The organism is Streptomyces lunaelactis (assembly GCF_003054555.1).
In the GTDB taxonomy this organism is placed as follows: Bacteria; Actinomycetota; Actinomycetes; order Streptomycetales; family Streptomycetaceae; genus Streptomyces; species Streptomyces lunaelactis.
In genome coordinates this window covers 1,677,360-1,690,555 of record NZ_CP026304.1, presented here as the reverse complement: position 1 = coordinate 1,690,555, position 13,196 = coordinate 1,677,360, and the positions used below count along the sequence as shown (strand labels likewise).

Here is a 13,196-nt window from a genome sequence, read left to right as displayed (position 1 = left end):
CCCGGCCACCCCGTGGCCGGTCGGGCCCTGGGCCGTCCCGTACCCCTCAGCCCGCCGCCCCCACCAGGGCCGACATCACCCTCGCGTCCTCTCCCGCCTCCGGATGCCACTGCACCCCCAGCACCCACTCCGCCGCCGAGGGCAGTTCCAGTGCCTCCACCGTGCCGTCCTCGGCGTGGGCGCTTGCCACGAGCGTGGGGGCCAGGCGGTCCACCGCCTGGTGGTGGTACGTCGGGACCGACGACTCCTTGGGCACGATCGACGCGTACCGCGTCCCCGGCACCGGCTTCACCGTGTGACGGCCGAAGACGCCCACACCCCCGACATGTCCGTCCAGGTGCTGGACCAGCGTTCCGCCCAGCGCCACATTCAGCAGCTGCATGCCCCGGCAGATGCCCAGCAGCGGTGTCCCGGACGCCAACGCCGCCCGGATCAGGGCGAGTTCCCAATCGTCCCGGTCCCGCGCCGGCGGGCCGGTGCGGGGCTCGGGCTCGGCCCCGTACCGTACCGGCTCGACGTCCGCGCCGCCCGCGATGACCAGGCCGTCCAGCCGGGCCACGAACGACTCGGCGAGCGCCGGGTCGTCCGGTGGGAGCATCGCGGCGAGGCCACCCGCCGTCTGGATGAGGCGCGCGTACCCGGCGGGCAGCAGAGCCGCGGGCATCTCCCACACGCCCCACTTGGCCGGCTCCAGGTACGTGGTGACTCCGATGAGCGGCTTGGACACAGTGACTCCGTTCAGTTCCCGTTCAGTTCCGTTCGAGTTCCGCCTCGGCCGCCGCCAGCGCCGCGAACTCCTCCTCCGGAGCCCGCGCCACCAGATGGTGCCGACTGTAGAACGCGAAGTAGGCGAGGGCGACGGCATAGACGCCGAGCGCCATGAACGCCGCGTCCTTGTCCACCAGGAACGTCGCGACCAGCGCGGACAGTGCGAGCAGGAAGGCGACGGACGAGGTGAGGATGCCGCCCGGCGTCCGGTAGGGGCGCGGGAGTTCGGGCTCGCGGCGCCGCAGCACGATGTGCGAGAGCGCCATCAGCGCGTACGAGATCGTCGCGCCGAAGACCGCGATGTTCAGCATCCGCGCGCCGTTGCCCGTCCCCGCAGCCAGCGCGAAGCCGATCGCCCCCGGGATCAGCAGCCCCAGATACGGCGACTTCCGGCTGCTGGTCAGCGAGAGGAAGCGCGGCAGATAGCCGGCCCGCGAGAGCGCGAAGAGCTGGCGCGAGCCCGCGTAGATGAGGGAGAAGAAGGACGCGACCAGGCCCGCCAGGCCCGCGTAGTTGACGAAGCGGCTCAGCGGCGTCGGGTCGCCGTCGCCCTGCAGGGCCACCACCAGCGGGTTGCCGGCCTCCTGGATCGCGTTGGAGCCGCGTGCCCCGGTCGAGGCGAGGAACGTGATCACGGCCAGCAGCGCCAGGATGCCCATGGAGATGGCGAGCGCCCGAGGCATCGAACGCACCGGGTCCTTCGCCTCCTCCGCCGCCAGCGGTACGCCCTCGACGCCGAGGAAGAACCACATGCCGAACGGGAAGGCCGCCCAGATCCCCAGCAGCCCGAACGGCAGCCAGGAGCCGGAGCCGAACGCGTCCTTGTCGACGGGGATGTCGTCGAGGCCGCCCGTGCTGAAGTCGGTGAACGCGCCGACCGCGAAGATCAGCAGCGCCGCGACCGCTATCGCCGTCACCACCAGGCTGAAGCGCAGCGCTTCGCCGACGCCCCACAGATGGATGCCGATGAAGATCGCGAAGCAGGCCAGATAGACCGGCCAGCCCGACTCCAGACCGAACAGGCCGAGCGATTCGACGTAGTCGCCGATGAAGATGGCGATCGCGGCAGGCGCGAGAATGTACTCGATGAGGATCGCGGTGCCGGTCAGGAACCCGCCCCAGGTGCCGAGCGCGCGGCGGGCGAAGCCGTATCCGCCGCCCGCCGTCGGCAGGATGGCCGACAGTTCGGCGAGGGCGAAGACGAGACAGGCGTACATGGCGCCCATCAGCAGCGTGGCGATCGCGAGGCCGCCGAAGCCGCCCTTGGACAGGCCGATGTTCCAGCCGGAGAAGTCGCCGGAGACGACATAGGCGACGCCGAGCCCGGTGAGCAGCAGCCAGCCGGCGCTGCCCCTGCGCAGAGTGCGCCGGTTCATGTAGGTGTCGTCGGCGGCTGGGGGAGAGGTGCGCGAAGTGGTGCCTTCGGCCATGAGTCGCTCCTGGCAGAGAGGTCAAAGGTTTGTGCGCACACCTTTGCGGTAGGCGTCGTGGATGCGCAAGCCCTCTGCGTAAACCCGTGGTTACGGATCGGTTGAGGCGAGGAGTCGGACGGGAAGGCGGGTGGGAAGTCGGACGGGAAGTGGGACGGGAAGTGGGACGGGAAGTCGGGCGGGAAGTCGGGCAGCGCGTCAGGAGAGGAAGCCGCGCAGCAGCGCCGCCGTCCCCTCGCAGTGCTCCCGCATCACCTCGCGTGCCGCGTCCGCGTCCGCGTCCAGCACCGCCTCGACGAGCGCGGTGTGCTGATGCTGCGAGTGCTCCAGGTTCCGTACGAGCAGCGGAATGCAGTCCAGCAGGTCATTGAGTGTCGCCCGCACCGCGGCGTACTGCGCGGTCAGCGTGGGGGAGCCGGACAGTTCGGCAAGGGTCAGATGCAGCAGGGTGTCCTGCCTCCGGTACTCGGCCAGCGGCGCGTCGTGCGTCGCCGAGAGCGCCCTGCGCAGCTTCTCCGCGCCCTCGTCGCTCAGACCGTGCGCCGCGCAGAGACCGGCCGCCCCCACTTCCAGGATCTCCCGGAAGCGCAGCGTGTCCTCGACGTCGACCTCTGCCACCCGCCGGCGCAGCTCGTCCTCGCCGTGACTGTCGGGGCGGTGCAGCACGAACGTGCCGCCGTACCGGCCCCGCCTGCTCTCGACCAGCCCCTGGTCCGTCAGTACCTTCAGCACTTCGCGCAGCGTGACGCGGCTTATCCCCATGCGCTCCGAGAGCTCGCGCTCCGCGGGCAGCCGCTCACCGCCGGAGACCAGTCCGAGGCGCAGCAGCTGAAGAATCTGTTCCAGTGCTTCTTCGAAGCCGTTGCCCGCGCGTACGGGGCGCAGCACGGGTGTCAGCCGGTCGGCCGGTTCACTCATCTTCACCACGTCGTCGTTTCCTCTTCCCATTCAATGGTCTTCAGTAATACCTTATGGCTCCCGGCTGATCCAAGGAGGCGTAACCCTGTGGCAGACCGCAAACCCCCGCTCGGCGTCGAGGAGCTTCGAGTCCTCGTCGCGAGCGGTGAGATCGACACAGTCGTCCTGGCCTTCCCCGATATGCAGGGGCGGCTCCAGGGCAAGCGGTTCGCCGCGCCCTTCTTCCTGGACGAGGTCCTGGAACACGGCACCGAGGGCTGCAACTACCTCCTCGCCGTCGACACCGAGATGAATACCGTCGACGGCTACGAGATGTCCTCCTGGGAGCGCGGTTACGGCGACTTCGCCATGCATCCCGACCTCACCACGCTGCGCCGGCTGCCCTGGAACGAGGGCACCGCGTTCCTCGTCGCCGACCTCGCCTGGAACGACGGCTCGCCCGTCGTCGCCGCCCCCCGCCAGGTGCTGCGCCGCCAGCTGGAGCGCCTCGCCGAGCACGGCTTCACCGCGCATGTGGGCACCGAGCTCGAGTTCATCGTCTTCAAGGACACCTACGAGGAGGCCTGGGACCGCAACTACCGCGACCTCATCCCGGCCAACCAGTACAACATCGACTACTCGGTCCTCGGCACCGGCCGTATCGAGCCGCTGCTGCGCCGGATCCGCAACGAGATGGCCACCGCCGGCCTGACCGTCGAGTCCGCCAAGGGCGAGTGCAACCCCGGCCAGCACGAGATCGCCTTCAAGTACGACGAGGCCCTGGTCACCTGCGACCAGCACGCCGTCTACAAGACCGGCGCGAAGGAGATCGCCTCCCAGGAAGGTGTCTCGCTCACCTTCATGGCCAAGTACAACGAGCGCGAGGGCAACTCCTGTCATATCCACCTCTCGCTCCAGGACGAGACCGGCACGAACGTCATGGCGGGCGAAGGGCCCGGCGGAATGTCGCAGGTCATGCGGCACTTCCTGGCCGGGCAGCTGGCCGCGCTGCGTGACTTCTCGCTGTTGTACGCGCCGAACATCAACTCGTACAAGCGCTTCCAGCCCGGCTCCTTCGCGCCGACCGCCGTCGCCTGGGGCTACGACAACCGCACCTGCTCGCTCCGCGTCGTCGGCCACGGCCGCTCGATGCGCTTCGAGAACCGGCTGCCCGGCGGCGACGTCAACCCGCACCTCGCCGTGGCCGGCCTGGTCGCGGCCGGTCTGTACGGCATCGAGCAGCAGCTGGAACTGCCGGAGGAGTGCGCGGGCAACGCGTACACCGCCGGATACGCACAGGTCCCCACGACGCTGCGCGAAGCCGCCGAACTCTGGGAGAACAGTCCCATCGCCAAGGCGGCCTTCGGCGACGAAGTCGTCGCGCACTACCGCAACATGGCGCGGGTCGAGCTCGAAGCCTTCGACGCCGCGGTGACCGACTGGGAGCTCCGCCGCTCCTTCGAACGTCTGTGAGGCACGTCTTGTCGTACGCGCACCACGAGGTACTCAACCCCGCGACCGGAGAGGTCATCGAGACCGTCCCGGCGACGACGGCCGCCGAGGTCGACGCCGCGGTCGCGCGGGCCGCGAAGGCCCAGCAGGGCTGGGCGGCCGCAGCCCCCGCCGACCGGGCCAGGCTGCTGCGCCGGTTCGCCGCGGTCGTCGACGGACACCTCGAAGAACTCGCCCGGCTGGAGGTCCGGGAGGCCGGGCACACCATCGGCAACGCCCGCTGGGAAGCGGGCAACGTCCGCGATCTGCTCGACTTCGCGGCCGGGGGAGTGGAGCGGCTGAGCGGCCGCCAGATCCCCGTGGCGGGCGGCCTCGACATCACCATCCTCGAACCGCTCGGCGTCATCGGTGTGATCGCGCCCTGGAACTTCCCCATGCCGATCGCCGCCTGGGGTACGGCCCCGGCGCTCGCCGCCGGGAACGCCGTACTCCTCAAGCCGGCCGAGACGACCCCGCTGACCGCGCTGCGCCTTGCCGAACTCGCCCTGGATGCGGGCCTTCCCGAGCATCTCTTCCAGGTACTCCCCGGCGCGGGCGACGTCGCGGGCAGCGCACTCGTCGAGCACCCGGGCGTCGCGAAGATCGTGTTCACCGGATCGACGCGGGTCGGCAAGCAGATCATGGCCAAGTGCGCGGACCGCGTGAAGCGCGTGACGCTCGAACTCGGCGGCAAGAGCCCCAATATCGTCTTCGCCGACTCCGACCTCGAGTCCGCGGTCGCCGCGACCCCCATGTCCTTCCTGGACAACTCGGGCCAGGACTGCTGCGCACGCAGCCGAGTCCTGGTGCAGCGCTCCGTGTACGACCGCTTCCTCGAACTCCTCGCCCCCGGCATCGAGTCCGTCGTCGTCGGCGACCCCGCCGACGAGAAGACCCAGATGGGCCCGCTGATCTCGCAGGCGCAGCTGGAGCGGGTGCGTGGTTACGTCCCCGACGAGCTGAAGGGGATCCGCGGCACGGCTCCCGACGGCCCAGGCTTCTGGTTCCCGCCGACCGTCCTCACCGGCCTCGACCCGGACTCCCCGGCCGCCTGCGAGGAGGTGTTCGGCCCGGTCGCCGTCGTGCTCCCCTTCGAGGACGAGGCCGACGCGATCCGGCTCGCCAACGCCACCGAGTACGGCCTGTCCGGGTCGATCTGGACCCGTGACGTCGGCCGCGCGATCCGCGTCTCGCGAGCTGTCGCCGCGGGCAATCTGTCCGTCAACTCCCACTCCAGCGTCCGCTACTGGACGCCGTTCGGCGGCTACAAGCAGTCCGGCTTCGGCCGCGAACTCGGCCCCGACGCCCTCACCGCTTTCACCGAGACCAAGAACGTCTTCATCAGCACGGAGGCCTGAGCACACCATGACCGACACCATTTGCCGCCGCCTGGCCGGCCGTACCGCAGTCATCACCGGCGCGGGCAGCGGAATCGGCCTGGCCACCGCGCGCCGCCTGGCCTCCGAGGGCGCGAACGTCGTCTGCGGCGACATCGACGAGACCGCGGGCAAGGCCGCCGCCGACGAGGTCGGCGGCACCTTCGTACATGTCGACGTGACCAACCCCGAGCAGGTCGAGGCGCTGTTCAAGACGGCGTACGACACCTACGGCAGCGTCGACATCGCCTTCAACAACGCGGGCATCTCGCCGCCCGACGACGACTCCATCCTCACCACGGGACTGGAGGCCTGGAAGCGCGTCCAGGACGTCAACCTCACCTCCGTCTACCTCTGCTGCAAGGCAGCCATCCCCTATATGCAGCGCCAGGGCCGCGGCTCGATCATCAACACCGCCTCCTTTGTGGCGATCATGGGCGCGGCGACCTCCCAGATCTCGTACACGGCGTCCAAGGGTGGCGTGCTCGCCATGTCACGCGAGCTCGGCGTGCAGTTCGCCCGCGAGGGCATCCGCGTCAACGCGCTCTGCCCGGGGCCGGTCAACACCCCGCTTCTGCAGGAGCTGTTCGCCAAGGACCCGGAGCGGGCCGCGCGCCGCCTGGTCCACATCCCGGCCGGCCGGTTCGCGGAGCCGGACGAGCTCGCGGCCGCGGTGGCCTTCCTCGCCAGCGACGACTCCTCGTTCATCAACGCGACCGACTTCCTGGTCGATGGGGGGATCTCGGGCGCCTACGTCACGCCTCTCTAAGCGGTGTCGGGGAAGTCCGGGTGGGTGAAGGAGCGGGTCGAGGGCCGAGTCTGGCAAGGCGGAGGAAGGAGTCCACGCGGAGCGTCGGCGACTGACGACAACGCAGCCAGGCGACAGCCATCGGCCCGCGACGCCGCCCGGACTTCCCCGGGGCCGCTTAGGTCCTGTCCGGTTGTTCAGGCGGGCGCCGGGCGCCGGGCGTCGCGGGATGCCCGGCTGCTCCGTCCTGAACCCGCCCTCTAGGGTGGCCGGATGAGCATGACGACGCCGGCAGGCTGGTACCCGGACCCCAGCGTTCCCTCCACCGAACGCTGGTGGGACGGCACCGCCTGGACCGCGCACACCCGCCCGGTCCAGTCACATGCCCCGGCGGTGGGCTTCGGCCCGCAGACCGCGCCCCTTCAGCAGTCGACCATGCCGGCCAACACCGGTGGCGGTGGCGGCAAGAGCCGGGTCGTCGCGCTCGTCACGGCGGGCGCCGTGCTCGTCGCCGCGGTCGTCACCGGTGCCGTGCTGCTCGGCAAGGGCGACGAGTCCGCGCAGCCCGACTCCACGCCGACCGCGAGCGCGCCGGCCCCGACCACGGCCGACCCCAAGAACAGTCCCGCCACCACGCCGTCGGCCGACGACTCCGCTCTCCTCATCGACCAGCTCAACGGCATCTCGATGCCCGTACCCGCCGGCTGGGAGAAGTCCGAAAGCTCCCTCGACGAGGGCACGACGATGGTGACCGACGAGACCTACGACTGCCCCGGAGGCGGCTCGTCGCTCTGCAGGCACGGCCGGGTGTCGTCGATCACGGCAGCGCAGGCCGGGGCGTCCTCCGCGGAGGCGCTGGCCAGACGGGACGTCGTGACGGCCGCGGACGCCGCGTACGACGAGGACGCCGTCGGCACCCGCGTCCACGGCGGCATCACGTCCCACACGGTGCTCAAGTCGCAGCCCATCGCGGTCGCCGGGCGCGCCGGCTATCTGGTCCGCTGGCGCGTCATCACCGGAGCCGGGCCCGGCGGATACGTCCAGTCGCTGGCCTTCCCCTCCACGGTGGGCAGCGAAGCCCTGGTCGTCGTCCGCTTCGCCTTCGACGCGGGTCCGGAGGGTCCGAAGCTCGCCGACATGGACAAGATCGCCGAGAGCATCCGCCCGACCGGCGACTCCACGGGCGGCGGCGTCGGGAGCAGCATCGGCCCGGGCCACGGCTGAGGCGCAGCCGCTGAGCCGGAGCTGCCGAGCCGGGACTTCCCCGACACCGCTTAGAGGAACGTACGGCCCTCACCGCGGTACGTCGGCGCCGTCCCCGTCACCCGGTCGCCCTCGATGAACTGCAGGGTGTCGAAGCGCTCGCACATCTCCCCGGCCTTGGCGTGCCGGAACCACACCTTGTCGCCGATCAGCAGATCGTCGGCGGGGGAGCCGAGCAGCGGGGTCTGCACCTCGCCCGGACCCTCCTGCGGGTCGTAGCGGAGCCCTTCCGGGAGATACGGGACCGGCAGCCGGTCCGCGCCCGCGGCACCCGAGGCCGGGTAGCCGCCGCCGAGCACCGTCACCGCACCCACACCCGGCCGGCGCACCACCGGCTGCGCGAAGAGCGCGGCCGGGCGCCCCGTGAACGACGTGTAGTTGTCGAACAGCCGCGGCACATACAGCCCGGAACCGGCGGCGATCTCGGTCACCGCGTCCTCGGCCGCCGTGTGCTGGACGCTGCCGGTGCCCCCGCCGTTGACGAACTCCAGGTCCGGCGCCACCGCGCGCACCGCCCGAACCACCGCCGCCCGCCGGGCGGCCAGTTCCCTGCGGGCCGCGCCCTGCATCAGCCGGATGGCGCGGGAGCGCACGGGACGGCCGACGAGGGAATCGCCGACTCCCGCCACATGGCCCTCGTACGCCATCAGGCCCACCAGCCGGAAACCGGGACGGCGCGCGATCGAGCGGGCCAGCTCGGCCAGCTGGGCGGGCTCGCGCAGCGGCGAACGGCGCGCGCCGATCCGTACCCTGCCGCCCAGCAGTTGCAGCGCGGTGTCGAGTTCCAGACAGAGCCGGATCTCCTCCTTGCCGCCGTGGCGCGCGCTGTCGATCAGCTCCAGCTGGGCCGGGTCGTCGACCATCACGGTCACGGCGGCGGCGAGCTTGGGATCGCCCGCGAGCTCCGCGAAACCGGCGCGGTCGGCGGAGGGGTAGGCGAGCAGGACGTCCTCGAACCCGGCCCGTGCCAGCCACACTGACTCGTCCAGGGTGAACGACATGATCCCGGCGAAGCCGTCCCGCGCCAGCACGCGCTCCAGGAGCGCCCGGCAGCGTACGGACTTGCTCGCCACCCGGATCGGCTTTCCGCCCGCCCGGCGCACCAGATCCTCGGCGTTGGCGTCGAACGCGTCGAGATCGACGACGGCGAGCGGGGCATCGAGATGGGCGGTGGCCCTGTCGTAGCGGGCCCGGTCAGCGGCACGGGGAGTCATGGCCCGAGCTTGCCAGACTGGTTTACCGCGGGGTAGGGGGACGTTTTGGGCAGATCCCCCCTGACCTCCGGTCTCGTTGCCGCCGGGTGCGATTCAGCCCGTAGAGTGACGCACACGCGGTGACGAACGGGCCTGCCCCGAAAGGCGATCCGTCGGTATACGTGGACGAGGAACTGGGGGGCGGGATGAGCACGGAGGCACAGCGCCCTCCCGGCCCGGCCTCGCCCCAGCCCGTAGACGACGAGACGACGCCCGGTACGTCCCGTATCAACGAGGCGCTGGTCCCGCCGGAGACCCCGGCGAGGCCGCTGCGTGTCTCGGGCATCGCCGCACTCATCCCCCCGGACCCACAATCGGCGGCCCCCGCGCGCTCTGCTGCCCCGCGCTCCGCTGCTCCGCAGTCGGCGAGTGCGTCCGGTGCGTCCCGTCCCGATGACCCTGTGCCGACGTCCTCCGCGCCCGGTGAGCCGGGTCGGTCGTTCGCGCACGTGGACCGTCCCACGAGCCCCGAAGCGACACGGCGGCCGTTCCGTATTCCGTCGACGCCTGCCGTGTCCCACGCCGAGCCGCCGTCACCCGGGCTCCCGCCGCGTTCCGACGCGCCCCCGGCCGGCACAACCGCGCCCGCCGAGCGCCGCGTGCCGCCGCGCCCCGACGGACCGCCTCCCGGGGCGCCCATAGCCGCGCCCGCCCAACGCGCGGTGCCGCCGCGCTCCGGCGCGGCCCCGCCCGTCCCCGACGTCGAGACCACTACCCGGCTGCGGCCCATCGCCGCGCCCGGCTCGCCCGCCCCGCGCAGCTGCCGCCCGAAACCCGCCACGGCCCGCGCTCCGCCCACCCGGCGCAGGCCGGTCGGAGCGTCGATCTCACCCCGCGCCCCGGCGCCGGGCCCGCCCCGTACTCCGTGCCCGGCCCCCGCTCCTGGGCGCCGCCGGAGACCCCGGCCGAGATGACCACCCGGCTCCGTCCGGTGCCCACCCGGCGCCCCGCGAGGACCATCGGTGCCCTCGCCGGTGTCGTCCTCGGGCTCGGGCTGATCGGCGGCGCGGCCACCGGCAGCTGGCTGACCGGCGATTCGAGGGCGGAGCCCACCGCCCGTACCGGGTACACCGAGGCGCGCACGCTCTGGCACAGCGTCCCCGTGGACACGCTCTTCCCCCGCACGCTCAAGGGCGACGGCGCGGGACCCGGTGCCGCGGACCGGGTCTGGACCCGGATCGCCGTCGCGCCCGACGGCGGCTGCGCGCCGGCCCTTGATCCGCTGCTGGTGAAGACCCTGCAGTCGGTCGGCTGCGTCAGGGTGCTGCGCGCCACCTACACCGATGCCACGGCCACCAGCGTCACCACCGTCGGGATGATCTTCACCGAGGCCGACTCGGACGCCATGCGCGCGCTGCGCTCGCGTTTCACCTCGCAGGGGCTCGACGAGCGCCCCGATCTGATGCCCCGCACCCTCCCGGCCAAGGGCACCGTCGCCGCCGGTTTCGGCAACGGGCAGCGGGCCAGCTGGACCGTGAGCGTGCTGACCGAGGAACCCGTCGTCGTCTACGCCGTGTCCGGTTTCGCCGACGGGCGTACCGTCACCGACCCGCAGCCGGCCGACGAGGCCAAGGCCGAGGGCGCCACGTCCGCGCCCGCGCAGGCCGGGCTCGGCCATGAGGCCACGGGCATCGCGGAACGTATCGAGCGCGGTCTGCGCAAGACCGTCAGCACGGCCACGGAGAAGCCCGAATGAGACGCCGCCACCGCCTCGCCGCCACCCTCGCGGCCGCCGCCTTCGCACTGCTCCCGGCCACTCCCGCGCACGCGGACGCGATCCGGGCCCAGCAGTGGGGCCTCGACGCCCTGGACACCGCCCAGGCCTGGAACACCACCGAGGGCAAGGGCATCACGGTCGCCGTCCTCGACACGGGCGTCGACGACAGCCACCCCGACCTCGCGGGCTCGGTCCTGCCCGGCAAGGACTTCATCGGCTTCGGCGCGCAGCGCGGCTCCCGCGCCTGGGCCCGTCACGGCACCGCGATGGCCGGCATCATCGCCGCCCACGGCCATGGTTCAGGACGCGAGGACGGCGTCCTCGGCATCGCGCCCGAGGCGAAGATCCTCCCGGTCCGGGTCATCCTCGAAGGCACCGACAAGGCCCGCGAAAAGGCCCGCAACACCCGCGGCACCGCCCTCGCCCAGGGCATCCGCTGGGCCGCCGACCAGGGCGCGGACGTCATCAACCTCTCCCTCGGCGACGACAGTGAGTCAGCGCACCCCGAGGCCGGTGAGGACGCCGCCGTCCAGTACGCGCTCGCCAAGGGATCCGTCGTCGTGGCGTCGGCCGGCAACGGAGGCGAGAAGGGCGACCACATCTCCTACCCCGCGGCCTACCCCGGCGTGATCGCCGTGACAGCCGTCGACCGCAACGGCACGCACGCCGCCTTCTCCACCCGCCGCTGGTACGCCACCGTCAGCGCCCCCGGCGTCGACATCGTCATCGCCGACCCCGACCGGAACTACTACCAGGGCTGGGGCACCAGCGCCGCCTCCGCGTTCGTCTCCGGCGCGGTCGCCCTCGTCCGCGCCGCCCACCCCGGCCTGGCCCCGGCCCAGATCAAGAAGCTCTTCGCCGACACCGCCCGCAGCGGCCCCAAGGGCGGCCGCGACGACGCGAAGGGCTACGGCATAGTCGACCCGGTCGCGGCGATCAAGGCGGGCGCCAAGCTGCGCCCAGGGGATCTGAAGGCCGCCTCCGCGGGCTACGGCAAGCAGTACTTCGGCCCCGGCCCCGCCGCCGCCAAGAAGGACACGGAACCGGCCGGCTGGCTCGCCCCGCTCGCGGGCGGCATCGGCGCCCTGGTGCTGGCGGGCGCGGTCGTACTGTGGCGCGGCGGCCGGCCCGGCCGGAACTGACCACGTCCCGCCGACCGGAACAGACCGCCTTCCGAGCCGTCGGCCACCCGCCGCATCAGGGACCGGAGATACGGGTAGGGCCGCCGAACACGGCCCGCATCAGGGTGAGTTGATCCCGCGCGGTGGTCCGGGTCAGCCCCCACGCGGACTCGGCCCGCGTCTGCGTGAGCCCGAGCCGCTCATGCATCGCGTCCAGGATCGAGACCATGACTATGCTCGCCGCGGCATACGTCCGTTCATCCCCGTACGACCGGTCGAGGAGGGCGACCGAGACACTGGCACTCGTACCAGGGAGGTTAGGGTCGACCCGTGGCGCTCAAGAACATCCCAGACCCCGGTTTCTCCGACGACGACGGCACGGCCGACCCGGCGCTGACGGCGGCCCTCGCCGCCTGGTCCGAGGACAGAACCGCTGTACGGCCGGTACTCGAAGCCCTCCGCGGCGCCCGGCTGCTGGTTCCGGTCGTCGCCGTGCTCGGCGAGGTGGAGGAGGACGAGAACGGCCTTCGCCGCGAGAAGACCAGCGACATGGCCGTGCCGACCCTGACGGCGGGCGACCGCCGCGCGCTGCCCGCGTTCACCTCGATCGCGTCGCTCGCCCGCTGGAACCCGGAAGCCCGCCCCGTCGCCGTACCCCTCCATCAAGCGCTTCAGGCGGCCGCCCACGAGAAGGCCGACACCGTGGTGCTCGACCTGGCGGGCCCCGTCCCGTACCAGCTGACCGGCCCGGCGCTGCTCGCCCTCGCCGAGGGCCGTACGAACGCCGACCCGCTCCAGGACCCCGCGGTCATCGCGGCGGTAAGGGCCGCGGCAGCCGCCGAGCCCGCGGTGCTCCGCGCCCATCTCGGTCCGGGCGGTGCGGACGGCACCCTCGCCCTGGTCCTCGCGGCGGACGCGGCCCCGGCCGAGGCGGCCCGGCGCGTCGCCGAGGCGCTGGCGGCCGACGACGTACTGAGGGCCCGCCTGGTGCGAGGCCTCGACCTGGCACTGCTGCCGGCCGAGGCCACCCCTCCGGGCGAGCCCCTCTTCGTACGTGAGTAGCGGCTACTAGGGCGTGTTTTAGAAGTCCCGCCTGCCCCGCGACGCCTGGCACGCGCACTCGCGATGTTGT

General features: G+C 72.2%; 12 protein-coding genes. 7 read left to right on the top strand and 5 right to left on the bottom strand.

What is annotated here, in order from left to right:
* Positions 1-46: 46 nt before the first annotated feature.
* The 3 genes from SLUN_RS07450 to SLUN_RS07435 all read right to left on the bottom strand — a co-directional run bounded on the left by SLUN_RS07450 (position 47) and on the right by SLUN_RS07435 (position 3,116).
* Entirely contained in the window at positions 47-727 is a 681-nt protein-coding gene (locus tag SLUN_RS07450; protein ID WP_108147740.1) for a gamma-glutamyl-gamma-aminobutyrate hydrolase family protein, read from the bottom strand.
* A gap of 22 nt (positions 728-749) precedes the next feature.
* A complete protein-coding gene (gene eat / locus SLUN_RS07445; protein WP_108147739.1) occupies positions 750-2,198 on the bottom strand; it encodes an ethanolamine permease in 1,449 nt (482 codons plus the stop codon).
* A 198-nt stretch (positions 2,199-2,396) separates the two neighbouring features.
* A complete protein-coding gene (locus tag SLUN_RS07435) occupies positions 2,397-3,116 on the bottom strand; it encodes a FadR/GntR family transcriptional regulator (protein WP_254708763.1) in 720 nt (239 codons plus the stop codon).
* 87 nt (positions 3,117-3,203) lie between these two features.
* On the opposite strand from SLUN_RS07435, the gene SLUN_RS07430 reads away from it, so the two are divergent.
* The 4 genes from SLUN_RS07430 to SLUN_RS07415 all read left to right on the top strand — a co-directional run bounded on the left by SLUN_RS07430 (position 3,204) and on the right by SLUN_RS07415 (position 7,934).
* Positions 3,204-4,568 carry a glutamine synthetase family protein gene (locus SLUN_RS07430; protein WP_108147737.1) on the top strand — a complete coding sequence of 455 codons (1,365 nt, stop codon included), beginning with the start codon at positions 3,204-3,206 and terminating at the stop codon, positions 4,566-4,568.
* Positions 4,535-5,944: an aldehyde dehydrogenase family protein gene (locus SLUN_RS07425; RefSeq protein WP_371413903.1), complete on the top strand. Its 1,410-nt coding sequence runs from the start codon at positions 4,535-4,537 to the stop codon at positions 5,942-5,944. The genes SLUN_RS07430 and SLUN_RS07425 overlap by 34 nt, the downstream gene beginning before the upstream one ends.
* 7 nt (positions 5,945-5,951) lie before the next feature.
* Positions 5,952-6,731: a 3-oxoacyl-ACP reductase gene (locus SLUN_RS07420; protein WP_108147735.1), complete on the top strand. Its 780-nt coding sequence runs from the start codon at positions 5,952-5,954 to the stop codon at positions 6,729-6,731.
* Between the two features lie 252 nt (positions 6,732-6,983).
* Entirely contained in the window at positions 6,984-7,934 is a 951-nt protein-coding gene (locus tag SLUN_RS07415) for a DUF2510 domain-containing protein (RefSeq protein ID WP_108147734.1), read from the top strand.
* 50 nt (positions 7,935-7,984) lie between these two features.
* Here SLUN_RS07415 and SLUN_RS07410 read toward each other — a convergent pair whose 3' ends face one another.
* Positions 7,985-9,187, bottom strand: a complete 1,203-nt coding sequence (locus SLUN_RS07410; protein ID WP_108147733.1) for an amino acid deaminase/aldolase — start codon at positions 9,185-9,187, stop codon at positions 7,985-7,987.
* Positions 9,188-10,136: 949 nt separating this feature from the next.
* Between SLUN_RS07410 and SLUN_RS07405 the strand changes: the two genes are divergently transcribed.
* A complete protein-coding gene (locus SLUN_RS07405; RefSeq protein WP_108147732.1) occupies positions 10,137-10,922 on the top strand; it encodes a hypothetical protein in 786 nt (261 codons plus the stop codon).
* Complete coding sequence (gene mycP, locus SLUN_RS07400; protein ID WP_108147731.1) at positions 10,919-12,085, top strand: type VII secretion-associated serine protease mycosin; 1,167 nt, start codon at positions 10,919-10,921, stop codon at positions 12,083-12,085. Before SLUN_RS07405 ends, mycP begins: the two co-directional genes overlap by 4 nt.
* Before the next feature lie 55 nt (positions 12,086-12,140).
* Here mycP and SLUN_RS39355 read toward each other — a convergent pair whose 3' ends face one another.
* On the bottom strand, positions 12,141-12,293 hold the full coding sequence (locus tag SLUN_RS39355; RefSeq protein WP_159100203.1) for a hypothetical protein: 153 nt from the start codon (positions 12,291-12,293) through the stop codon (positions 12,141-12,143).
* Positions 12,294-12,394: 101 nt separating this feature from the next.
* On the opposite strand from SLUN_RS39355, the gene SLUN_RS07395 reads away from it, so the two are divergent.
* A complete protein-coding gene (locus tag SLUN_RS07395) occupies positions 12,395-13,126 on the top strand; it encodes an SseB family protein (RefSeq protein WP_108147730.1) in 732 nt (243 codons plus the stop codon).
* Positions 13,127-13,196 lie beyond the last annotated feature (70 nt).